At 72.6% G+C, this 22,641-nt stretch carries 23 protein-coding genes; 9 read left to right on the top strand and 14 right to left on the bottom strand.

The genetic code is table 11. The features are described 5' to 3' along the window. Positions 1-45 precede the first annotated feature (45 nt). From ADK64_RS14365 to ADK64_RS14355, 3 genes are all read left to right on the top strand, one after another. On the top strand, positions 46-1,302 hold the full coding sequence (locus tag ADK64_RS14365) for an MFS transporter (RefSeq protein ID WP_053658832.1): 1,257 nt from the start codon (positions 46-48) through the stop codon (positions 1,300-1,302). 148 nt (positions 1,303-1,450) lie between these two features. Further along, a complete protein-coding gene (locus ADK64_RS14360; RefSeq protein ID WP_053658968.1) occupies positions 1,451-1,882 on the top strand; it encodes a DUF6234 family protein in 432 nt (143 codons plus the stop codon). Positions 1,883-1,996: 114 nt separating this feature from the next. Beyond that, positions 1,997-2,344, top strand: coding sequence for a hypothetical protein (locus ADK64_RS14355; protein ID WP_053658830.1), 348 nt, complete (start codon positions 1,997-1,999; stop codon positions 2,342-2,344). A 42-nt stretch (positions 2,345-2,386) separates the two neighbouring features. On the opposite strand, the gene ADK64_RS14350 is transcribed toward ADK64_RS14355, so the two are convergent. The 12 genes from ADK64_RS14350 to ADK64_RS14295 all read right to left on the bottom strand — a co-directional run bounded on the left by ADK64_RS14350 (position 2,387) and on the right by ADK64_RS14295 (position 15,770). Beyond that, positions 2,387-2,593: a hypothetical protein gene (locus ADK64_RS14350; protein WP_053658828.1), complete on the bottom strand. Its 207-nt coding sequence runs from the start codon at positions 2,591-2,593 to the stop codon at positions 2,387-2,389. Then, positions 2,590-3,438, bottom strand: coding sequence for a lysozyme (locus ADK64_RS14345; RefSeq protein ID WP_053658826.1), 849 nt, complete (start codon positions 3,436-3,438; stop codon positions 2,590-2,592). The genes ADK64_RS14350 and ADK64_RS14345 overlap by 4 nt, the downstream gene beginning before the upstream one ends. Before the next feature lie 160 nt (positions 3,439-3,598). Continuing rightward, positions 3,599-5,458 carry a M1 family aminopeptidase gene (locus tag ADK64_RS14340; protein WP_053658825.1) on the bottom strand — a complete coding sequence of 620 codons (1,860 nt, stop codon included), beginning with the start codon at positions 5,456-5,458 and terminating at the stop codon, positions 3,599-3,601. A gap of 212 nt (positions 5,459-5,670) precedes the next feature. Further along, entirely contained in the window at positions 5,671-6,327 is a 657-nt protein-coding gene (locus ADK64_RS14335) for a maltokinase N-terminal cap-like domain-containing protein (RefSeq protein WP_053658823.1), read from the bottom strand. 59 nt (positions 6,328-6,386) lie between these two features. Continuing rightward, the gene (locus ADK64_RS14330; protein ID WP_053658966.1) at positions 6,387-7,049 is read right to left on the bottom strand and encodes a spherulation-specific family 4 protein; all 663 of its coding nucleotides are present in this window, start codon (positions 7,047-7,049) and stop codon (positions 6,387-6,389) included. Next, the gene (locus ADK64_RS14325; RefSeq protein ID WP_053658821.1) at positions 7,046-7,951 is read right to left on the bottom strand and encodes an NAD-dependent epimerase/dehydratase family protein; all 906 of its coding nucleotides are present in this window, start codon (positions 7,949-7,951) and stop codon (positions 7,046-7,048) included. Before ADK64_RS14325 ends, ADK64_RS14330 begins: the two co-directional genes overlap by 4 nt. Positions 7,952-7,958: 7 nt before the next feature. Next, the gene (locus ADK64_RS14320; RefSeq protein WP_053658819.1) at positions 7,959-8,672 is read right to left on the bottom strand and encodes a nucleotidyltransferase family protein; all 714 of its coding nucleotides are present in this window, start codon (positions 8,670-8,672) and stop codon (positions 7,959-7,961) included. A 39-nt stretch (positions 8,673-8,711) separates the two neighbouring features. Then, positions 8,712-9,713 (bottom strand): GDP-mannose 4,6-dehydratase, encoded by a 1,002-nt coding sequence (locus ADK64_RS14315; protein ID WP_053658817.1) that lies wholly within the window; start codon positions 9,711-9,713, stop codon positions 8,712-8,714. A gap of 30 nt (positions 9,714-9,743) precedes the next feature. Then, positions 9,744-11,114 carry a hypothetical protein gene (locus tag ADK64_RS14310; RefSeq protein WP_053658815.1) on the bottom strand — a complete coding sequence of 457 codons (1,371 nt, stop codon included), beginning with the start codon at positions 11,112-11,114 and terminating at the stop codon, positions 9,744-9,746. Further along, positions 11,111-12,607: a GT4 family glycosyltransferase PelF gene (gene pelF / locus ADK64_RS14305; protein ID WP_053658813.1), complete on the bottom strand. Its 1,497-nt coding sequence runs from the start codon at positions 12,605-12,607 to the stop codon at positions 11,111-11,113. Before pelF ends, ADK64_RS14310 begins: the two co-directional genes overlap by 4 nt. 106 nt (positions 12,608-12,713) lie before the next feature. Beyond that, positions 12,714-14,843 (bottom strand): hypothetical protein, encoded by a 2,130-nt coding sequence (locus ADK64_RS14300; RefSeq protein ID WP_053658811.1) that lies wholly within the window; start codon positions 14,841-14,843, stop codon positions 12,714-12,716. A 399-nt stretch (positions 14,844-15,242) separates the two neighbouring features. Then, positions 15,243-15,770: a hypothetical protein gene (locus ADK64_RS14295; RefSeq protein ID WP_053658809.1), complete on the bottom strand. Its 528-nt coding sequence runs from the start codon at positions 15,768-15,770 to the stop codon at positions 15,243-15,245. Positions 15,771-16,115: 345 nt separating this feature from the next. Here ADK64_RS14295 and ADK64_RS14290 point away from each other — a divergent pair, with 345 nt between their 5' ends. Then, positions 16,116-17,033: an SGNH/GDSL hydrolase family protein gene (locus tag ADK64_RS14290; protein ID WP_053658807.1), complete on the top strand. Its 918-nt coding sequence runs from the start codon at positions 16,116-16,118 to the stop codon at positions 17,031-17,033. A 61-nt stretch (positions 17,034-17,094) separates the two neighbouring features. Here ADK64_RS14290 and pgm read toward each other — a convergent pair whose 3' ends face one another. Then, the gene (gene pgm, locus ADK64_RS14285; protein WP_053658805.1) at positions 17,095-18,735 is read right to left on the bottom strand and encodes a phosphoglucomutase (alpha-D-glucose-1,6-bisphosphate-dependent); all 1,641 of its coding nucleotides are present in this window, start codon (positions 18,733-18,735) and stop codon (positions 17,095-17,097) included. A gap of 176 nt (positions 18,736-18,911) precedes the next feature. Here pgm and ADK64_RS14280 point away from each other — a divergent pair, with 176 nt between their 5' ends. Then, positions 18,912-19,406: a DUF4328 domain-containing protein gene (locus ADK64_RS14280; RefSeq protein ID WP_159046237.1), complete on the top strand. Its 495-nt coding sequence runs from the start codon at positions 18,912-18,914 to the stop codon at positions 19,404-19,406. A gap of 12 nt (positions 19,407-19,418) precedes the next feature. Then, positions 19,419-19,541, top strand: a complete 123-nt coding sequence (locus ADK64_RS48415; protein ID WP_267888546.1) for a hypothetical protein — start codon at positions 19,419-19,421, stop codon at positions 19,539-19,541. Here ADK64_RS48415 and ADK64_RS14275 read toward each other — a convergent pair whose 3' ends face one another. Continuing rightward, on the bottom strand, positions 19,542-20,378 hold the full coding sequence (locus tag ADK64_RS14275; protein ID WP_053658803.1) for a chitosanase: 837 nt from the start codon (positions 20,376-20,378) through the stop codon (positions 19,542-19,544). 284 nt (positions 20,379-20,662) lie between these two features. On the opposite strand from ADK64_RS14275, the gene mgrA reads away from it, so the two are divergent. The 3 genes from mgrA to ADK64_RS14260 all read left to right on the top strand — a co-directional run bounded on the left by mgrA (position 20,663) and on the right by ADK64_RS14260 (position 22,641). After that, the gene (gene mgrA / locus ADK64_RS14270) at positions 20,663-21,706 is read left to right on the top strand and encodes an L-glyceraldehyde 3-phosphate reductase (protein ID WP_053658800.1); all 1,044 of its coding nucleotides are present in this window, start codon (positions 20,663-20,665) and stop codon (positions 21,704-21,706) included. A 158-nt stretch (positions 21,707-21,864) separates the two neighbouring features. Then, the gene (locus ADK64_RS14265; protein WP_053658798.1) at positions 21,865-22,047 is read left to right on the top strand and encodes a hypothetical protein; all 183 of its coding nucleotides are present in this window, start codon (positions 21,865-21,867) and stop codon (positions 22,045-22,047) included. 108 nt (positions 22,048-22,155) lie between these two features. After that, positions 22,156-22,641, top strand: a complete 486-nt coding sequence (locus tag ADK64_RS14260) for a cation:proton antiporter regulatory subunit (RefSeq protein WP_053658796.1) — start codon at positions 22,156-22,158, stop codon at positions 22,639-22,641.

The following is a 22,641-nucleotide window of genomic DNA, read 5'->3' as shown; positions in this document are numbered from 1 at the left end:
GGCTCGCTTCTCCTCCCCTCTTCCTCCCTTCTGCCAGGAGTCGCCATGCCCGTGCCCACCGAAGACCTCCGGCCCGCCGCCCCGACGGCCGCACCCGAGTCCCGGCAGCGGGGGCTGATGACGCTGCTCCTGGTCGCCAATGCCTCGATGTACGCGGTGTACATGGGGGTCGGGTCCGTCCTGCTTCCCACCCAGGTGGAGGCGATCGACCCGCACCACAAGGTGGCGGTGCTGGGGCTGATCGGCGGCGTCAGCTCGGTGTTCGCGACCGCCTGCAATCCGGTCGCGGGCGCGCTCTCGGACCGCTCGGGGCGGCGCAGCCCGTGGGTCCTCGGCGGGGCGCTGGCCTCGCTGGCCGGTCTCGCCCTCCTGGGCAGCGTGCGTACGGCCCTCCTGGTCGGGATCGCCTGGTGTCTGGTCCAGGCGACCATGAACGTCTACCAGGCCGCCGTCACCGCCATCGTGCCCGACCGGATCCCGCCGGCCCGCCGCGGCACGGCCTCCGCGCTGGTCGGGCTCGCTCTGCCGGTGGGCGGCACGCTCGGCGTGCTCATCGCCTCCCGCGCGACCGGTCATCTGCCCGCCGGATACCTGGCGTTGGGGCTCGTCGCCGCCGCGGCCGCGGTGCTGCTGACCGCCCTGTCCCGGGACGTACCACGCGGACAGGCCGCCGCGCCCGTGCCCACGGCGTCCTGGCGCAGACGGGCGGTCGCCGCCCTGTCCGCGCTGCACAGCCGTGACTTCCGTTGGGCGTTCATCGGCCGGGCCCTGATGGTGCTGGGGTACTTCTCCGTCGTCGGCTACCAGCTCTACATCCTCGACGACCACACCTCGCTGCCGAAGGGGCTGAGCGCGGCGGACGCGATGGCCGTGCTCACTCCGGTGTCGAGCGCGGCGATGGCGCTCTCCACCGTGGTCGGCGGTCTGCTGTCGGACCGCTGGAACCGGCGCAAGGTGTTCGTCGGCGTCTCGGCCGCGCTCGCCGGTGCCGTGATGGTGGTGCCCGTGATCGCTCCGACCTGGCCGGGCATGCTCGTCTTCAGCGCGCTCAACGGGCTCGCGTTCGGCTGCTTCATGGCCGTGGACACCGCCGTCGTCACCCTCGTCCTGCCCCGCGCGGAAGACGCCGCACGAGACCTGGGCGTGCTGAACATCGCCAACGCCGGACCGCAGGTCGTGGCCCCGTTCGTCGCCTCGGCCGTGGTCACCGCGCTGGGCGGCTACACCCCGCTGTTCCTCTTCGGCGGCGCCCTGTCCCTGCTCGGCGCACTCGCCATCCTCCCCATCCGCGGGGTGCGTTGACGCACCCTCGTACGGGCTCCGTCATGCTGCGCAACGGCCTCGACGCCCCGCGCCCGACCGACGCCTTCGTGACGGCCCACGTCGAGCGGCCGCGGGCTGAGTACGCGTACTCATGCGCCCGTCCTTCCGGCCCGGCACCGTGGCGGTCATGGATCTCCCCGTCGCCCCACCGGCGTTCGACGCAACCGACGGCCCCCGGCACCGCGACCGCGCCGACGCCGGTGTCGACATCGCGGTCGGCTGCGGCCTGGCCTTCCTCGAACTGACGGCACTTGCCGTCATCTTCGGGCTCTGGTTCCTGTCCGGGGTCACCCTGGACACCGCCAAGACCGTCAAGGCCGATCCGCTGTGGGGCTGTCTGACCGCCGCGGGCGCAGTCGGCGCGTGCGCGCTCGTGGCGGCCCTGGCCGCGGCCCGTGCCCGAGCCGTCGTGACCGTCGCCGGTCAGGGCGTCATGGCCCTGCTGATCTCCGCCGTCGTCTTCGCCGGTGCGAAGGCCCAGGCACATGACGACGCCACGGTCCGCACCCACGAGCACACCTGCCGGACCACGCCCGCCACACCGGGATGCCGCGGCTGAGGCAGGTACACGATGCCGGATTCCCTCATCCGGATGAGGGGCGCATGCACCGGGACACCAAGGGGCAATGACAGCCACGTCGTGTCATCACCACCCCCCGAAAGGACCGCGCAAATGCGCCTCCGTACCGCTCTGGCCTCCGCTTTCGGCTCTCTGGCCCTGATCATCGCCGTCCCGGCGTCGGCCTCCGCGGCGACCGGTCACTTCCAGTACTCGTACCTCGGCCTGGACGGCGCTCCGCACGTCGCGACGCTGGCCGACCCGCCGAGCGGCGTGTGCCTCACCCTTCCGGAGGCCGCGGCCCCGGTCCTGCAGGAGCCCGCCTACGCGCCGAAGAACCGGACGGCCTCCACCGCCACCGTCTTCCTGGGTCCCGAGTGCGAAGGCGACACCTACTACGTGATGGCCCCGGGCAAGGTCCTGGGCGACCGCCTCAAGCTCCGCTCGGTCGTGTTCTCCTGATCGCCGGCTGAGGCGTCCGGCCGACCGCAGGGGTGGGCCCGGCTAGCCCCTGCCACGGCAACCGCTCCAGGAACGCGGACAGTTCGGCGCCGGGACGAGGTCCGTCAGCCGCGCGGCCATGGCAAGGTGGTCCGGGGCACCCAGGGCGCGCAGCAGCATGGCGAGGTCGGTGGCGTCCCGGTGGGGACCGGACGCGTTGGCGAGCCGTCCGTCCGCGCGACGCACGCCCTCTGCGACGGCGCCGCTCACCCCTTCGCGAGGGCCTTCAGCCGGTCCTCGGCGCCGTTGAACCGGTCGTGGTCCCCGACGGTCTTCCCGGCCGAGGTGTACTGCCACATCGTGTACGTCGACCAGCCCGACGGCAGCGTCCCGGCGCTCGACGCATAGCGGGCGATCCACAGCGGGTTGCTCGCGCCGAAGCCCGAGTAGTTCCCGGTGCACTCGGTCCACCAGCTGGTCGCCGTGTAGATGACCGCGGCGCGCCCGGTGCGGGACCGGTAGCGGTTCAGGAAGTCACGGATCCAGCCGGTCATCGCGCTCTTGGACTTGCCGTAGCAGGAGCCGCCGTACGGATTCCACTCGATGTCGAGGGCACCGGGCAGCGTCTTGCCGTCCTTGGACCAGCCGCCGCCGTGATCGACGAAGTAGTCGGCCTGAGCGGTGCCGCCCGATGTGTCGGGGGTCGCGAAGTGGTACGCGCCGCGGACCATGCCGATGCCGTACGGGCCGTTGTACTGCTGGGTGAAGTAGGGGTTCTTGTAGCTCGTCCCCTCGGTGGCCTTCGTGTACGCCCATCTGACGCCGTCACGCCACAGGCCCGACCAGCCGACGTCGCGCTGATAGCTGGAGACGTCCACGCCCTCGGTCTGGGTCGTGCGGTTCACGGTGTCCGTGGCGTCGTCGTCGCCACCTCTGCCGTCGTGGGCGACGACGCCCATGCCCATGTACGCGCTGCCGCGCGGGGGTACGTCCGGGACCGACGCGGCCAGGGCCGCGGGGGTGCACACGGAGAGCAGGAGGCCGGTCAGGGCGCCTGTGACGACCACGTGGGACCGGCCGCGCTGAAGGGATATGGGGCTTCTCACGGTTACCATCTGACCCGCGCCCGGGCCGTACCGCACTCCGGGTACCGCCCAACGCGGCCATCCCGGGCCCTTCTTGGTCCGTATGGGTGGCGGGGGTGCCCCCTCCGGTTGCGTACGGGCCGGTCACGGAGGCCACCCGGGGCGCCGTCCGTGACCGGCCCTGCCCGGGTCAGCCGTCGATGCGGTGCTGGGTCCAGAAGGAGGTGAGGTCGGTGCTCGTAGCGGCCTGGGCGGCGGCCTTGAACTCGGCCGTCGTCGACACGCCGTACCAGTGCGCGGCCGCGTAGTCCTTCAACAGCTTGGCCATGGCGGTGTCACCGAGGACGCGGCGCAGGTCGTGCAGGGCGCACTTGCCGTAGCCGTAGACGACGGTGGAGTAGCGCGAGGAGTGCGCGTCCCAGTAGGCCATGGAGTTGGTGATCTTCTCGTCGCCGGAGGCCCAGGAGACGCTGTTCCAGCAGTTGGCGCCGGTCTTGCCGAGGGCGAGGTCGGTGGCGTAGTCGGCGAACGCCTCGTCCAGCCACGGGCTGTTGTACTCGTCGTCGCCGACGATGCCGTACCACCACTGGTGGCCGATCTCATGGGTGAGGGCGGTGCTGCTGACCAGGTCCAGGACGAACCCGGGGTACTCCATGCCGCCGAACCAGTAGTTGTTGTCGAGGACGGCGTCCAGCTCGCCGTAGGGATAGGCGCCGAAGCGGCCCGCGTGGGCGTCCACGGCACTCTTCGCGGTGCCGAGCATCGACTGGGCGCTGGAGGAGCTGATGTCCGCGACGGAGTAGACGTTCACGGCGACACCGGAGGAGGAGGTGCCGGAGATCTTGCTGAAGGGGCCGGCGGCCCAGGCGAAGTCACGGACCTTGGCGGCGCTGGCCGTGGTGACCGTACGGCCGTCGGCGCCGGGGGTGTCGGTGGAGGTGCCGGTGGCCGGGACCAGCAGGCTGCTGGGGTGGTCGAGGGTCACCTTGAAGTCGGCGGCCAGGGAGTAGAACGACTCGCCGTTGTTGGTGTACGGGTCCAGGTGCCAGCCGGAGCTGTCGCGGACGGCGAGGACCGGCAGTGCGTTGCCGATGAAGCTGTAGGCGCCGTCGTGGCCGAAGCGGTCGGCGCCGCTGGGCACGGTGATGCCGAGGTCGAAGCCGATGGTGGCGCTCTGTCCCTGGGCGAGCGGGGCCGGCAGGTCGACCTTGAGCGCGGTGCAGGCCACGCTGGGCGCTTCCGCGGTGCCGCCGGTGACGTTCGTGACCCGGATCGGCATGGCGTCGCAGGTGCCGTGGTAGTTGTCCCACAGCCGCAGATAGACCTCGTTCAGCGCGGTGGCCGAGGCGTTGGTGAAGGTCACGCTCTCGTGCCCGGTCCACTCGGTGCCGGTCGTGTCGCTGCTGAGGTTCACGGTGTACGACGGCGCGGCCGGCGTGCGGGTGGCGTCGCCCGGCGGTGTGGTGCCGCCGGAGGTGTCGAGCGCGACGTCGTCGAGCACGAAGCTCGTCCGGAGACTGGAGTCCTCGGTCCCGGTGAAGGAGAGGCTGACGGTCCGCCCCGCGTACGCCGACACGTCGAGGGACTTCTTGACGTACCCGGTGTTCTTGTCGAGGTTCGAGTACGTCGCGAGCGTCGTGCCGCCGATCTTCGCCGTGAGCTTGTCGTACGCGGTGGACGACGTCGTCTCGGCGGTGTCGATGTGCAGCCAGAAGGTGAGGGTGGCGCTGTCGCACCCGGCCGGGATGGCGACGCTCTGGGACAGGGTGTCGGTATGGGTGCTGCCGGTGCCGTCCAGCCAGGCGTAGGAGCTGCCGCCGTGGGCGGTCTGTCCCGCGCGGTTGGTGATCACGCCGGACGAGGAGGCGGACCAGGAAGACGTCCCGTTCTCGAAGCCGCCGTTGCCGACGACCTGTGCCGGAGTGCAGGCGGCGGCCACGCGGTCCCGGGCCGGGCGGGCGGCGGCGGGGGTTGCGGGGAGTACGAAGGCGGCCAGCGCGGCGACGGTGAGCGCACCGGCGCCGAGGGCCTTGTGGGGGGTCGGTCTCACACGCTACTCCTTTGCGGCGGCCGGGATCCCGGCCTGCTCGATGGCGGGCGGCACCGGCCGGGGTGCGCCGGGCCGGCCGCGGACGGGGCTTGCGCGATTGCTGCGCCGCGCCCTCACGGGGTCGGGGCGAGGGCTGCCGGACTTCGGAAAGACTGACAGATTTGATGGGGCCATGCCAGAAGGCGTGACGGGTCGGGTGCGGACGGATCCGGTCAGGCGCTGCGCAACGTCATGAACGACGCCGCCGGCCGGCTGCCGTCCGGCGCCTGCCAGCCGCGCGCCACATGGCCGATCGCGCCCTCAGGACACCGCGGCGGCCGCTCGGGGACGTGCCGCAGGACGCGGTGCACCTGGAGCACCGTGCCGTGCGGCGCGGCGAGGCGGGTGCCCCGCTCGTCGTCGACGGGCTCGGGGGTGAAGCCGTCCAGGGTGAGGGGAGCGCCGGTGTACGAGCGGACCACCTCGTGGTCGGGGGTGTCGTCGATGCTCTGGGCCTGCGCCTGGGACCGGCCCTCGATCAGGGAGAGCAGCTCGGCGACGAGCACCGGGTCGTGGCAGCCGTCGTAGGCCCAGCGCCTGCCCAGCACACCGTGTTCCATGGTGCCGAGGAGCGCGTGCTCGGCCCCGTCCAGCGGGGCGGCCCGGTAGGTCAACGGGACCAGGTAGGCCGTGTGTTCGGGGGTGGAGGTGTCCGTGGCCACCATGAACTCGATGCCGACCTCGCCCTTGGGATCGTCCAGCCGGAAGCCGCCGGACTTGGTCAGCACCGGGACGCCCGGGCCGCCGCGGTACCAGGGGCGGGAGGGCAGCCAGTCGGTGAGCAGCTCCAGCTTCGTGGGCTTGAGCGTGGTGTGGTGGATGACGGCCATGCGGGCCCCTTCGTAGTGCGGTCGCCGACTCCCGCAGCTTCGCACACCGTTTCCGCTGGTCACTCCCCTACCCCGGCCAGCGCCGGGGTCAACTCGGCCCAGGGGTTGGGCGGTTCGCCCGTCACCGGCCCGCACACCGCCGCCCCGCGCTCGTGCGCGGTGCGCACGGCGAGCGGGACGAGGGCCTCGGGGACGCCGTAGACGAGATGGCAGAGCCGGCCGGGAGGATGGCGGCCCGTCCAGGCCGGCCGGGCGAACGCCCCGACGTAAGTGGACCAGTGGCCCTCGAAGGTGACGGTGAGGTCGGCGAGGCGGGCGTAGCCGGGGGCCGGGTGCACCCCCGGGTTGAGGACGACGGTGGCCGCGCCGAGCCGGCGCAGCTCGCGGACCAGACGGCGGCAGACGGGCAGGCCCTCCCGGCCGGCCGTGACCCGGTCGAGGAAGCAGCCGTCCACCGTGTACCAGGCCTGGTGCCGGCGCATGTCCTCGGCGATCTCGGCCCGGTCCCGGACCCCGTAGTCGGTGTCGACGTACCCGAGCAGCCGGGCTCCGGCCGTGCGCAGCGCCCGGGCGACCGCCGTGAACGCGGGGTCCGGGGCGGTGCCGGGTCCGCTCGCCGGATTGAGGACGACCGCGTGGGTGCGGGCGGCCGCGGTGATCAGCCGGTGCCAGGCCCCGGGGTCCTCGGCCGGGTGCACGTACAACGGGACGAGCAGGCTCACGGCACGTGCCCGCTCTCCGCCGTCGCCGCCCACAACGTGTCCAGCGCGTCGCCGAGGTCGTGCACGGGACGCCAGCCGAGAGCACGGTCGGCGGCGGTGATGTCGGAGCACTGCCAGGACACCGGGGCGGACCGGGCGGATCCGCTCGCGCTCTCCTCCAGCCGCACGGCGATCCCCGACCGCTGGACCAGTCCCCGCACCAACTCCCTTACGGGCACGGCCGTTCCGCCACCGATGTTGAGGACGGGCGGGAGGGGGCCGGGCGTGGTGACGGCGAGGGCGACCGCCCGGGCGACGTCGCGTACGTCGACGAAGTCGCGGTACGCGGACAGGTCGCCCATCCGCAGCACCCCCTTGGGGTGCGGCCCGGCCGTCCGGAGCAGCTCGGCCATCCGCCCCGGCAGACTCGCCGCCGGCGCGCCGGGGCCCACCGGGTTGCCGACCCGCAGCACCACCCCGTCCAGGGCGGAGGCGGTGACCGCGAGGGTGCCCGCGAGCTTGGTGGCGCCGTACAGGGTGACCGGGCAGGCCGGTGCCGACTCCGGCACCGGGGTGCCGGGGACGCCCGGGCCGTACTCGGCGGCCGACCCCAGCTGGACCAGCCGGGCCGTGGGCGCCGCCTCCCGCAGCGCGGCGCACAGCGCGGCGGGGCCGCGGGCGTTGACCTCGGCGAGGGTCACCGGGTCGCCGCCGGTGGCGCCCGCGCAGTTGACGACGGTGTCGGGCGCGGCCGCGGCCAGGGTCTTCGCGAACCGCTCAGGCCGGTCGGCGGCGAGGTCGATGCCGAACTCGGCGCCGGCAAAGCGGCCGGCGGCGAGGACGTGCGCGCCCGGCAGGGCGCGCAGCCGCGCGGCCACGTGGCGGCCCAGGTATCCGGTGCCGCCCAGGACGAGAATGCGCATGCGGTACTCAGGCTCCCTTGAGCAGCAGGGACTTGCGGCTGGTGAACTCGGCGTTGGCCCGGTCGTAGTCGTCGGGGCGGCCGATGTCCAGCCAGTAGCCGTCGAACTCGTAGGCGTGCGGCGGGTTCTGGCCGCGCAGGAGGTCGAGGACGAGTTCGTCGAAGCCGAGCGGCAGTCCCGCCGTGTAGCCGTCGAGGGTCGCGCGGCTGAGGCCGTAGACACCCATGGAGACGCGGTAGTCCATGCTGGGCTTCTCGGTGAACGCGACGACCTTGCTGGCGTCGGTGGTGAGGACGCCGAAGTCGATGTGGACCTTGCGGGCGTAGGTGGCGATGGTCAGCGGTGCGCCCGACCGCCGGTGCCGGTCCAGCACGTCGGCGTAGTCGAGGTCGGTCAGGACGTCGCCGTTCATCACGAGGAACGTGTCGGGCAGCCGGTCTCTCAGGTTGAGCAGCGGGCCGAGGGTGCCGAGCGGGCTCTCCTCGGTGGCGTAGTCGACCGCCATGCCCCACTGGGAGCCGTCGCCGACGTACGCCCGGATGATCTCGCCGAGGTGGCCTATCGCGAGGGTGCAGCGGGTGAAGCCGGCCGACGAGAGCTGGCGCAGCACGATCTCCAGGATGGCGTGCTGGTCGCCGATGGGGACGAGCGGTTTGGGCAGCGCGGTGGTGTAGGGCCGCAGCCGGACGCCCTTGCCTCCCGCCAGGATCACTGCGTGCATGGGCTTCTCCTTCGAAGAGGACGTGACGGGCCGGACGGGTCAGATGTTGTAGATGCCGGTCTTGTAGCGGGCCAGGTTGGCCGGGTCGCGGAAGAACTCCACGGTGTGCGCGAGGCCTTGCTCCAGGGTGTGCGCGGGCTGCCAGCCGGTCGCCCCGGTGAGCCGGGTCGCGTCGGCGACGAGCCGCATCACCTCGGAGTTCGCGGGCCGGATGCGGGCCGGGTCCGCGCGCACGTCGAGGGCGGCGTCCATGACCTTGCCGATGAGTGCGACGAGGTCGCCGACCGAGATCTCACCGCCCGTACCGGCGTTGAAGGTACGGCCGACGACCCGCTCGGCGGGCGCGGTGCCCACCGCGAGGAAGGCCTGCGCGGTGTCCTTGACGAAGGTGAAGTCGCGGGTGGGGCGCAGATCTCCGAGGGTGAGGGTGCGCTCCCCCGCCGCGACCTGCCCGATGACGGTGGGGATGACGGCGCGCATCGACTGGCGCGGCCCGAAGGTGTTGAACGGCCGCAGGGTCACGACCGGGGTGCCGAAGCTCGCGTGGTAGCTGTCGGCCAGCCGGTCCCCGCCGGCCTTCGAAGCGGCGTACGGGGACTGGGTGTTGACGGGGTGGTCCTCGGTGATCGGCACGGTCTGCGCAGTGCCGTAGGTCTCACTGGTGGAGGTGTGCACGAGCCGGGGGGTGCCGAGCGCGCGTGCGGCCTCCAGCACGTTGAGCGTGCCCGTGACATTGGTCTCCACGTAGCTGTGCGGGGCCTGGTAGGAGTACGGGATCGCGATCAGGGCGGCCAGATGGTAGGCGGTGTCGGCCCCTTCGAGCAGGGCGCGGACCGAGCCGGGGTCGCGGACGTCGCCGAGGACGATCTCCACCTGGTCGAGGACGTCCGGGGCGAGGTCCTCCAGCCAGCCGTAGGAGGAGAAGGAGTTGTACTGGGCCATGGCCCTGACCCGGTGCCCCGAGGCGACGAGGGCTTCGGTGAGATGGGAGCCGATGAAGCCCTCGGCTCCGGTGACGGCGGCGAGCGGTGCGGAGGTCAACTGGGTTTTCCTTCCGATGAGTTGGGGACGTCAGGCGTGCCGGGCCGGGCGGCCGAGCAGCCGCAGCGCGTACGCGACGAGACACAGGGCGGCGGCGCCGCAGCACAGGGGGAGCGCGGCCGGCCCGGGTGGCAGGCGCAGCACCGTGACCGTGCCGGCGCCGGCCGCGGCGGCCAGACAGACGGCGGCCGGCGGCCAGGCGGCCCCGAACGCCTGGAGGAGCAGCGCGGTCCACAGCGTGGCCGCGAGCAGGAGCAGGCCGGCCGGTGCGGCGCCGGTGAAACGGGCCGCGGGCAGCAGCGGCAGGAGATAGCCGAGCAGGCACAGGCCGAGGACTCCGGCGGAGCGCAGACGGAATCCGGCGGGCGTGGCGGTGGCGCGCAGGGCGGCGACGACGAGGCCGCGGTAGCGGTAGAGCAGCCATTCGGCGGGGCCCATGCTCACGGTGAGCAGCATCACGGCGTACGGCTCCCGCCGGCCCTCCAGCAGTACGAGCAGGCCGGCGGCCAGCCCGAACAGGCCGTACGGCAGGGACGCCGACAGTCGTGGCCGGGCGCCGTCGGCCGCAGCGGGGGCGGCGAGCGTGCCGCGCAGGGTGTGGGCGGTCACGGCGAGCGTGGCCAGCAGGGCGAGCAGGGGCAGTCCGGTGCGCAGCACGTTGCCGGGCTCCCGCCAGGGCAGGACGGCGGCGCCCGCGATCAGCGGGGTGAGTGCGGCGAACAGCAGCCGTTCCCGGGCCAGCACCAGCAGGACGCCCGCCGCGGCGAGGTACAGCGACTGGGCGGCCGCCGCGAGGACCGGCGGGGCGCCGCCGGCGAACGGGACGGCGGCGGCCGTGGCGAGCGCCGCGCCCAGGGGCGCGCCGGTCAGGAGGGTGCGGGCGGCCTCCCGGCGGCCGCTGGTCATCCGGACGTACGCCCGGTGGCCGAGCGCCTGGCCCCACGCCCAGGAGACGAGGCCCGCGACGACGAGCGCGGCGGCGTGCCGGCCGGGGTGCCACAGGGGTGCGGTGAGCAGATAGGCCAGTCCCGGCAGGGCGAACAGCACGCCGCGCAGCAGGCAGCGCAGGTGGTCGGGGCGCCAGGGGTCGGCGGGCCGCGCGGGCTCCGGGAAGGTGCGGGGCACCTGGTCGTAGAGGGCGGCGGCGAGGGAGAACAGGTCAGGATGGCCGTACTGTTCCCTGATCCGATCCGCGGTCAGCCCCTCGGCCTCGAGCAGGGCGGCGACCTCGTAGGGGTGGACGGCGGGGCCTATGCGGTCGGCGAGTCCGGCCGCGAGCCGGCTGACGGCCTGCGGCGCGGGCGGGTGTGCGTCGTGGGCGCGGGCGGGTGTGCCGGCCAGCCGGAGGACGAGGGTCTCCTGGCCGGTGCCGTCCGGTTCGAGGGCCATCGGTCCGCTCATCCGGTCAGGCTCCCCGCCCCGGCCGCTGTCGGCTCCACGGTCAACGGCCGCTCCATGGTGGGCAGTTCGAGGTATATGGAGCGGAAGGTGTCGATGGTCCGGCGCAGCGTGAACTGCTCGATGACGCGCAGCCGGGCCGCCTCCCCCATCGTCCTTCGGCGCTCGGGGTCGCCCAGCAGCCGCAGCGCCGCCGCGGCCATCCGGGCGGGGTCGCGCGGCGGGACGACGAGCCCGGTGTCACCGACGGCCTCGCGTACGCCGCCGACATCGGTGGAGACGGTCGCCCGGCCGCAGGACATGGCCTCGATGAGGGTGAACGGGAAACCCTCGCTGATGCTGGAGAGCATCACGACGTTCCCGGCCGCGTACGCGTCCTTGATGTCGTCGACCCGGCCCTCGAAGGTGACGGCGTCCGCGTGCCCCAGCTCGGCGGCGAGCGCCTCGCAGCGCTCCCGGTACGCCTCTCCGCCGCGCGGTGTGCCGCCGAACAGCCGCAGCCGGGCCTCCGGTATCTCCGCCCGGACCAGGGCGAAGGCGCGGATCAGGGTCTCCAGGTCCTTGATGGGGTCCACGCGGCCGGCCCAGCTGAGGGTCGGGACGGCGGGCTCGGGCCCGGCCGACGGGAACGCGGTGGGGTCCACCCCGTTGTAGACGGTGCGGATGGCCTGCGGATCGGCGCCGCCCCGCTCCTCCCACAGACGGTTGTAGCGGTTGCCCGGGGTGATCAGCGCGGCCCGGCGGTAGCTCTCCTCGGCGAGCAGCCGGAAGAAGCCGAGGACGACGGCCTTGACCGGCCAGCGGTAGGGGGCGGTGCGGTAGCCGAGGTAGCGCTCGCGCAGATAGACGCCGTGCTCGGTGAGCAGCAGCGGGACGTCGTGGCGTTCCAGGCCGGCGAGGCCGGGCAGTACGGCGACGCCGCCGCTGACCGCGTGGGCCACGCCGTGCCGGGGCGGGGGCGCGGCGAGCGGGCGCAGGGCGTGTTCGAGCAGGGCGGTGGCGGTGACCGCGTCGTGCAGGGTGGGCCGGGCCTCGCGGACGGCCAGCCCGGGGCGGTTCCACACCGCGGCGAGGATGGTGACGGCGCGGTCGCCGCGCAGGAACGGGCTCAGCGCACCCTCGGCGGCGGCCCGGGCCAGGGTGTACAGCGCGGGCGCGAACTGGTCCTCGGTGTGCGGGTCGAGCAGCGCGGTCAGGAAGCGTTCGTAGGCGGCGGCGAGCCGGTTCCGCGCCCGGCCCCGGGGCAGGCGGCCTTCGGGCGGGGCTCCCCACATGGGGACGGAGAGCACCTGGCGGACATGGGCGGGCAGGTCCCATACGACGGGTTCGCGTCCGGTGCCGGTGACGGCGATGACCTCGAAGTCGAGGTCGGGCATGCCCTGGACGAGCTGGTCGCACCAGACGCTGACGCCGCCGTGGCTGTGCGGGTAGGTGCCTTCGGTGAGCAGGGTGACGCGCGCCGCGCCGGGGCGGCGCGCGCCGCTTTGAACGTGCATCGACTGTGCTCCACGGCCGAGGTGTGGGGTGGTCGTGCGGGGTCCGGCCGCCGGGCCTCCCGGGCAACCGGGAGGTGTCGGACCGGACCTCGTTTCGGTGCGCCGTTCAGTGCTCCGGGGCGGACGGGACCTGCTGGGCGACGCCTGCCGGGACCTTGGTGCGCGGCGCCGGGGCGGTGGCCGTCGCGTGGGTGTGCCCGGTGCCGGCCGGTGCGGCGGCGGACGGGGGCAGGGCGAAGGTGAGCGCGGCGCCGGAGGAGGGCGTCCAGCCGGACACCCGGCCCGCGTAGGCGGTGCCGAAGGCGCTGCCGCCGAGGGTGGTGCCGGTGGGCAGGGTCGCGGTGACGTCGGTGCCGCTGGGCGCCTGCACGGTGACGGCGTCGCCGATGCGGTAGGCGGTGACGTGGCCGGCGTCGAGTGCGCCCTGCCAGGCGGCCCGGCGCTGGAGTTCGGTGCCGATGTCCTTCATCCGCAGGTTCACCAGCGGGGTGTTGTCCGCGAACAGGGCGTCGTAGCCGTTCAGTACGCCGTTGAGGACCGGGTAGGCGATGCGGTCCTCGGCGAGGTTGGACTGGTGGATGTAGTGCGGCTCGGGGTCGTTGGACAGCACGTGTCCGAGGTCGATGCGGGTCTCCAGCGGCACGATGTAGTCCTGGTAGCCGGTGTTCGTGTCCAGTGGGGCCGGCAGGCAGGTGGTGGTGGCCGGGTCGTCCTCGCAGATCCCGCTGCCGCCCTGGGCGCGGCTGGTGTAGAGCCAGTTGTACTCGTCGACCTCTTCGGAGGCGTGTCCCGCGTTGTAGAAGACGTTCATCGGGTGGCGGGGGACGGTGGCGGCCGGTCCGACCTGGCGCTGCCCGGGCTGGCGGGAGGCGTCCGCGGCGAGCCACCGCACGCCGTTGTCGGCGAGCGCGGGTGCCAGGTTGGGGTTGTCGTCGGGCTGCTGCGGCAGGATGTACAGGCCGGAGTGCTCGCCGGTGACCAACTCGCTGTTGTCGAGCGGGAGTCCGTTGGCCTGACCCCAGGCGCGGTTGTTGGCGATCTCGTCGTCGATCGTCTGGCGGCTGACCCACTGGGTGCTGCCGTCGGGGTTGGTCTCGCACTTCCAGGGCACGACGGTGGTGTCCTGTCCGCAGCCGAGGAACGCGTGCGTGTAGGTGTGGTTGACCCAGCGGAACTGGTTCCGGTCGGCGATGAGCTTGTCGGCGAGCTGGTCGACGCCGTTGTTGTCCTCGCGCTGGTCCACGCTGCCGGAGCCGTTGAAGACCAGGTCGAGGGTGAAGCGGTGGCTCTGCTCCCAGGCGGTGGCGTAGTCGACGTCGGCCGCGGTCATCCGGATCGGGTTGGGCGTGGCCGAGCTGTTGGTGCAGTCGATGTCCCCGGGGGTGCAGTTGAGCTGGGTGTCCCAGCGGTCGTCGGAGAGGAACACGTCGTCCACGTGCACGGCGAAGTAGTTGCGGGAGGCGCCCAGGTGCACCCCGCCGGTCATCCACTCGACGATGCCCCGGGACAGCAGCCGGAACTGCTGCTGGTACTGGTTGTAGACGAACGTGACGACCAGCTCGCGCCGTCCGTCGTGCCGGTACTCGCCCACCAGCGAGCCCTGGGTGCTGGTGCCGGGGATGGTGGCCTGGACGTACGGGGTGAAGTCGGCGCCGGGTGCGGGCGTCGACAGATAGGCGTAACTCTCCGCCACGGAGGGTGAGTTGTCCTCGAACGGCACCGCGCCCTTGAGGTAGCCGAAGGGTCCGGACCGGCCGGCGGCGGTGACCTGGGCCTGCACTCCGTCGATGCTGCCGGAGTAGCCGCCGGAGGAGGGGACCTGAAGGCCCGCCTGGGGCCGGGCGTAGGTGTAGGCGTCGACCTGCGGGATCGCGTAGGTCTGCTCGTAGGAGGCCAGCGCGGCCATTTCGGTGCTGCCGGCGGCGAACGGGTTGTCGTTGGGCAGGACCACGGCCTGGAACTTGGCCCGGGGCCGGCCGTCGACGGTGTCGGCGAGGAAGCCCGCGTCGATGGTCGGCCGTGCGGAACTGGTGAGGTCGACCTCGGTGTACGGCGTTCCGGCGGCGTCGAGTTCGGCGGCGATGGCGTCAGTGGCCGGACCACCGTCGCTCACCACCAGGACTCTGAGATCGATGCGCGGTGCGGTGGCGTCGGCCTGGGCCGGGCCGGCCTGGAGGCCGAGCGCGGCGATCAGTGCGCCCACCGTCAGCGCGGTGGTACGGATGGTCCGCTTCATGCGGTGAAGTCCCCTCCCCGGGCAGGGGTGAGCACGGCTCCGCAGAGCGGACCCACCCCCTTGCGTGACGCCTGCGTCCCCCTCAGAAGCCGGTCGTCGCCGCATCCGTCGCGTGACATCGTGATGGACATGTGTAGCTTTTGTGGTCGAGTTACGAAACCTGACGGAAAAGCGCAGGTGTCCAGGGGCACTTGGAGGCAACCCGCGAGCCTGTTTTCCCGTCCTCGCGGCGAGGGGGCGGCGGCGGGCGAACGGCTCCGGCCCGCTGGTCCGGCCGCTGGACGGCGCACCGGCGGACCATGACGGTCCGCCGGGCGGGGTACCGGTGTTCGTTGTCGCGGGGGGTGCCCGCCCCTGAGGCAGATTCCGGTCACCCGGGACGCGGAACCGGGGAGTCCGTCAGGCGCAGAGCACGCGGGTCTCGGGGGTGTAGACAGGGCCGCCGCTGGTGTTGGTGCTGTCGCTGAACTCGGCGTAGTAGTACGAGTAGAAGCCGATGTTGCCGTTGCAGCCGGAGTCGGGGGCGATCTGGAGGGTCAGCGTGACGGTGCGGCTCTGGCCGGGCGGGATGGTGGCGCCGTAGTTGGCGCCGAGGTTGCTGGGTCCGGTGCCGGAGCAGGAGGTGTCACCGGCGGCGCCGGCCAGGCTGCACCCGGTGAAGCTGTACTTCAGGTCGGGGCGCTGGGTGGTCAGCCAGGTCGGGTCGATGGTCTGGTACACGAACAGGACGTCGTAGGTCTTGTTGTTCGTGATCGTCATCGACAGCTTGACCGTGCCACCGGGTGTGGTGGTGGCGCTGTCGGTGGTGAAGGTGAGGGCGGCCGGCGCGGGGTCGGCGGCGCTGGCGCCGGGGGCGAACCCGAAGACGGCGAGGACGACGGCGAGGACGGCGGTGAGACCGAGGCGTCTCATCAGAGGTGATCGCATGGCCCGGGAGGCTAGGCACGGCACCCGCCCCAACACCATGGCCGCTCGCCTGGATCGGCCGAAAGCAATAGCAATGTGAAGAAGTCATGGGGGATATGTGAAGGCGAGCCGTGGGCCGCATTCGCGCACGCCGGGGGCGGGCGGCGGGAGGTGCGGCCACCCCCTGCCGGGCGGGCGGCGCGCCGGGCGATATTGGCGGGGACATGCCGCCTTCCGGCGACAGAGAAGCGGCCCGTCGCTTGCACGTCGGGCCGTTTCTCTGCTCGGAACTCATCGCGTCCCGCTTCTGGTCGGCGACACCTACCGGACGGTATACAGACCGAGTCGAACCGAGGGGGAGGACCCATGGCGAAGGACACGCGTCCGGCGGACGGGACGAGAGGCCGGCGGCGGGCCACCGCACTCGGGGTGGCACTGGGCGGCTGCGCGCTCGTAGCCGCCTCGACGACCCCGGCCGCCGCGCACCCCGCCGGACACGGCCGCGATGGCGGCTATGTGGCGCTCGGCGACTCCTACACCTCGGGGCCCGGCATCCCGGCCCAGGTGGACGCCAACTGTGCGCGTTCCGACCACAACTACCCTTCGCTGGTGGCCGCCCGGCAGGAGCCGAGGGCCTTCACGGACGTCAGCTGCGCCGGAGCGACGACCGCCGAGATGTGGCAGGCGCAGGGCACCAACAAGCCCCAACTCGACGCGGTCGGACGGGACACGGACCTCGTGACGGTCCAGATCGGCGGCAACGACGTCGGGTTCGGCCCGATCATCGGCACCTGCGCACGGCTCGCCGCCCAGGATCCGACGGGCAACCCGTGCGAACGTTCCTACCAGACCGCCGGCCACGACCAGTTGGCCCTCGCCGTCGCCCGGACCGCACCGAAGGTCGACCGCGTGCTGCGGGCCGTGCGTGCCCGGGCTCCGCACGCCCGGGTGGTCGTCGTCGGCTACCCGGACCTGCTGCCCGACGACGGGACCGGCTGCTTCCCCCAAGTCCCGTTCGCGCAGGGGGACTTCCCGTATCTGCGGGACACCGAGAAGCGGCTGAACCTGATGCTGCGGCTGGTGGCCGCCGTCAACCGGGCCGAGTACGTCGACACCTACGGCCCCACGGTCGGCCACGACATGTGCAAGTCGCCCGCGGACCGCTGGATCGAGCCGCTCCAGCCCGCCTCGCCGGCGGCCCCGGCGCATCCCAACGCCCGGGGGGAACAGGCCATGGCCCGGGCCGTCCTGGACCGGCTGGACCGGGGACGCGGCCAGCACTGAGGCCTTCCTGTCGGCGGCGGCCGGCCGCGACCGAAGCCGCGGCGGGCCGCCGTCGGGACGCTCAGCCGCCGAGCGCGCCCAGCACCACGGCCTTGGCCTCCTCCTGCACCCGGGCGAGATGGCCGGGGCCGAGGAAGGACTCGGCGTAGACCTTGTAGACGTCCTCGGTACCCGAAGGGCGGGCCGCGAACCAGGCGTTGTCCGTGGTGACCTTGATCCCGCCGATCGCGGCGCCGTTGCCGGGCGCCGCGGTGAGGACGGCCGTGACGGGCTCTCCGGCGAGCGTGTCGGCGCCGACCTGGGCCGGTGACAACGTGCCGAGCAGGGCCTTCTGCTCACGGGTCGCGGGGGCGTCGACGCGCGCGTAGGCGGGTTCGCCGAAGCGGGCGGTCAGGTCGGCGTAGTGCTCCGAGGGGGTCTTGTCCGTGACGGCCGTGATCTCGGAGGCGAGCAGGGCAAGGAGGATGCCGTCCTTGTCGGTGGTCCACGCCGAGCCGTCCCGGCGCAGGAAGGAAGCGCCGGCCGACTCCTCGCCGCCGAACCCGAGGGTCCCGTCGGCCAGTCCGTCCACGAACCACTTGAACCCGACCGGGACCTCGACCAGCCGGCGGCCGAGGTCGGCGGCGACACGGTCGATCATCGTGGAGGAGACCAGCGTCTTGCCGATGCCCACGCCGGCGGGCCACTGCTCGCGATGCCGGTAGAGGTAGGAGATGGCGACCGCGAGGTAGTGGTTGGGGTTCATGAGGCCCGCGTCCGGGGTGACGATGCCGTGCCGGTCGGCGTCGGCGTCGTTGCCGGTGGCGATCCGGAAGCGGTCGCGCTGCTCGATCAGGGAGGCCATCGCATACGGCGAGGAGCAGTCCATACGGATCTGGCCGTCCCAGTCCAGCGTCATGAACCGCCAGGTGGGGTCGGTGTGCGGGTTGACCACGGTGAGGTCGATGCGGTGCTGTTCGGCGATGCGGCCCCAGTAGGCGACGGAGGCGCCGCCGAGCGGGTCGGCCCCGATCCGCACGCCGGCCGCGCGGACGGCGTCCAGGTCCAGCACGCTCGGCAGATCGCCGACGTAGGCGCCGAGGAAGTCGTACCGCCCGGTCGTGTCGGCGGCGAGTGCCCGGGCGTACGACACCCGGCGTACGTCCTTCAGACCGCCGGAGATGATCAGGTTGGCCCGGTCCTGGATCCAGGAGGTGGCGTCGGAGGCGGCCGGGCCGCCGCTCGGCGGGTTGTACTTGAAGCCTCCGTCGGCGGGCGGGTTGTGCGACGGGGTGACGACCACTCCGTCGGCGAGTCCGGCGGCGCGGCCGCGGTTGTGGGTGAGGATCGCGTGCGAGACGGCGGGGGTGGGCGTGTAGCCGTCGGCGCCGTCGATGAGCACGGTGACGCCGTTGGCGGCGAACACCTCCAGCGCGGTGACCTTCGCGGGCTCCGACAGGGCGTGGGTGTCGGCGCCCAGGAAGAGGGGGCCGTCGGTGCCCTGGGCCGCGCGGTACTCGCAGATGGCCTGGCTCGTGGCCGCGATGTGGTCCTCGTTGAAGGCGCGCGCCAGGGAGGAACCCCGGTGCCCGGACGTGCCGAACGCGACCCGCTGTTCCGGGTCGGCCGGATCCGGGTGCAGCGCGTAGTACGCCGTGACCAGCCGGGCCACGTCGACAAGGTCCTCGGGACCGGCCGGGCGGCCCGCTCGCTCGTGCGGCATGAGTCCGTTCCTCCGCGTCGGTGTGATCGATATCGGGGGTGATCGATCGCTCACCGCACATCTTTCCTCGTCAGGGCCCTGACACGCGAGTGCGCCCCCGCCTTGTGATCCGGTGCTCCGATCGTCCCGCCGCACTGCCGCCCGCGCGGCAGTCCGCCCACGGACAGGTCTCCACCGTGCCCGGCCACCCGCCAAGTCCCGTTTGGTTCCTCGCACGTTGCGCGCGGCTCGCCGTGGTCGCGGCGGCCGGTACCGAGGTGGCCTGGGCGCTCAAGGTCCGCGCCCATCGGCTGGATCCGACGGCCACACCGGCCGCCGACTCCGCCCGGATGCCGACGGTATTCGTGTACACGAGAACAGTGACGGTCGCTCTGTTCCTCCTGTGGTTCGCCCGCAGCCGGCGCACCGCCGAACTCCTCTCCCCCGGTGCGGTGCGCGGCTCGGCCGCGCGGGCCGTGCTCGCCCGGCTGATCCCGGGGGTCAGCTTCCGGGCTCCGCGCGGGCTTCTGCTGGACGTGCAGTGGGCGAGCGGCCCCGTCGGCGCGGACCAGGGCCGCGCCGACCTGCTGGTGAAGGTGTGGTGGGCGGCCTGGGCCGCCCACACGGGGCTGAACCCGACGGGCCCGCATCCGGGCGACGGGACCTCGTTGCCGCCGCTCGTGGCGGCGTAGGCCCTCGACCTCGTGGCCGCCGCCCTGGCGGTCGTCCTGGTCCAGCGCATCACGGCACGGCAGGCCGCCGCGCCGCGCACCGGTGTCCCGGTGCCCGCACCCGACGGCCTGCCGCACGCTCCGCAGCCGCGCTGATCAGCCGATGTGGTAGCTGTCCCCGTACACCTTCCAGTCGAGCGGTGTGTTCAGGTCCAGGTTGCCCTTGCGCAGGAACACCCGCTGTTCGGTGTCGACGCGGGTGGTGTCGCTGTGGGCCTCCTCCTGCTTCATGGCCCACACCCGGGCGTCGAGGAAGGCGTTGAGGTACGTCGTCTCGTTGCCGCCCTGCGCCGGCGGCTTGGCGCTGCGCAGGGCGCGCTTGCGGATGTTGCTGAAACTGGTGGGGTCGTCGCCGTCGCCGTGCATGACGATGGCGTCGTAGTAGCAGAACTGGCCGAGGGTGCGCAGGCCGTCCGTCTTGCCCTGGGCGACCGCGGGGTTGAAGTAGACGCGGTCGCGTTCGTCGTTCTGGCACTGCTGGAAGGCGGTGTCCTTGGCCGCCGTGCGCCAGTCCTTGGGGTAGTTCGGGTCGAGGCCGGCGTGCGAGTCGCTGCCGTTGACCTTGCGCAGGGCGGGCAGGTACTTGGCGAGGACGTTGCCGGGCTTGCGGTCGGCGTAGAGCTGGACGACGTCGAGCATGTCGCCGGTGCCGGAGCAGAAGCCGATGATGCCGGCGGTGTAGCCCCGGCCGTCGCCGATGTCCTCGATGTACTTGTACTGGGCCTTCCAGTCGAGCGAGGAGTTCTCCGCGCTAGACACGAGTTCCATGGCGATCTCCTTCTTCGCCGGGTCGTCGAGACCCGTCGCGGCCGCCGGTGCGGCGACGGCGCGCTGGGTTCCGACGAGGGCGCCGGCGGCGACGGCGCCGAGCACGGCGACGACGGTGCGGCGGGAGACGGTGGCGGGGGATGTGTCGCGGTCTGCGTGCACCACAGGGACTCCAAGTCAAGGCGGGGGGTGGGGAGTTGGTCCGTACCGACACTGGTAGGAAAGTTTCCTATCAAAACTAGGACGGGCCGGTAACCCGTCCTGCGTGAAGTTCGTAGGATCGAACAACCGCATCCGGTGGGGCGGGTCGGCCGCACCCGATTCAGAAACGGAAGCGCTCAATCCCATCCGGTACGGCGGTTGGACTTGCGCGGCGCGCGGGCGCAGGGTGGACGGGCCCGTCCGCACACGGAGGGGCGACCCCTACGGCACCACCCGGAGAAGACCCGATGACCCACGTCGCGGACCCCGCTCGCTACGACGGCACCATGCGCTACCGGCGCACCGGCCGCTCGGGACTGGACCTGCCGGTCCTGTCGCTCGGCTACTGGCACAACTTCGGCGACGACCGCCCCTTCGAGACCCAGCGCGAGATCGCGCTGCGCGCCTTCGACCTCGGGATCACCCACCACGACCTGGCCAACAACTACGGCCCGCCCTACGGCGCGGCCGAGCTGAACTTCGGCCGGCTGCTGAAGCGGGACCTCGCGCCGTACCGGGACGAGCTGGTGATCTCCACCAAGGCGGGCTGGGACATGTGGCCCGGCCCCTACGGACAGGGCGGCGGCTCGCGCAAGTACGTGCTGGCCTCGCTGGACCAGTCGCTGCGCCGCATGGGCGTGGACTACGTGGACATCTTCTACTCCCACCGGCTCGACGCGAGCACGCCGCTGGAGGAGACGATGGGGGCGCTCGACACCGCCGTCCGCCAGGGCAAGGCCCTCTACGTCGGCATCTCCTCCTACGACGCCGAGCGCACCCGGCAGGCGGCCGCGATCCTGCGCGAGCTGGGCACCCCGCTGCTGATCCACCAGCCGTCGTACAGCATGCTCAACCGCTGGATCGAGAGCGACGGACTGCTGGACGCGGCCGAGGAGGAGGGCTTCGGGGTCATCGGCTTCACGGCGCTCGCCCAGGGCATGCTCACCGGCCGTTACCTCGACGGCGTGCCGCGGGACTCGCGGGCCGCGCAGGGCACGTCGCTCGACGCCTCCTGGCTGACGGACGACATGCTGCACCGGCTGCGCTCCCTGAACGACATCGCGGCCCGGCGCGGGCAGACCCTGGCGCAGCTGGCGCTGGCCTGGGCGCTGCGCGACGAGCGGGTGACGTCGCTCGTCATCGGCGCCTCGCGCACCGAGCAGCTGGAGCAGAACGTCGCGGCGCTGGAGAACCTCGACTTCAGCGCGGAGGAACTGGCCGAGATCGACAAGTACGCGACCGACGGCGGCGTGGACCTGTGGCGGGAGGCCCGGCTGGGCAATCTCGGGTGACCGGGGCGCACGGCCAGGGGCGGCGGACGGGGCTGAGTGATATCCGTCACAGACATATGAGGTATGTCAGACATAATGGAAGTCACCTGACAGCGTTGTCAGCGCTCACGACAACGCCGCCACATCCGCCCCGTGACTTCCGAGGAGCCGCACCCCGCATGGCACACGGAGCCCACCGCAGCCCCCTCCTGCCCCCTCGTCCCGATCTGGGCCTCGCGCACGACTGCGAGGTGTGCCTGGGCTGGGGAACGGTCGTCACGCGCGAGGGTGACCACGAGCTGTGCCGCGCGTGCCAGCCCGACCCCGTCGACGACGAAAGCGCCGCGCGCCCCGGCACATAACCCCTCCCCCCTCGCCCGACCGGAGCCCTCCCGGCGGCCTCCCGCCGCCGAGATACGCTTCGGGTAATGGTTTCACCAAGAAACCTTCAAATCGGGCAGGGGGCAGCCATGGGCGCCGCACGCACGCGGAGCACGCCGTTGCCGGGCATCGGCGTCCGGTACGACCTGATGACCCGCGAGCAGCGCGGACTGTCGGTGGTGGCCCACCGGGACGGGTCGAGAACGCTGAGCACCTACCGGGGTGACGATCCCGACGCCTGCGCGCTGTCGGTCCGGCTCACCGGCCCGGAGGCGCAGGCGCTGGCCGACACACTGCAGCCGACCCACCACAGCCCGAACCTGCTGTCCACGACGGAACTCGGTCTGGTGGCCGAGCGGATCGCGCTGTCCTCGGCCTCGTACTGGAACGGACGGCTGCTCGGCGACACCCGGATGCGCACCGAGACCGGCGTGTCGATCGTGGCCGTACTGCGCCGCGCCGACGCGATCCCCTCCCCCGGCCCCGACTTCCGGCTCGCCGGCGGGGACACGTTGATCGTGATCGGCACCCGTGAGGGCGCCGACGCGGCCGCCGCGATACTCGGCCGGGAGTGA

It is taken from the genome of Streptomyces sp. MMG1121 (genome assembly GCF_001280015.1).
In the GTDB taxonomy this organism is placed as follows: Bacteria; Actinomycetota; Actinomycetes; order Streptomycetales; family Streptomycetaceae; genus Streptomyces.
This window is presented reverse-complemented; position numbering and strand designations above follow the sequence as displayed.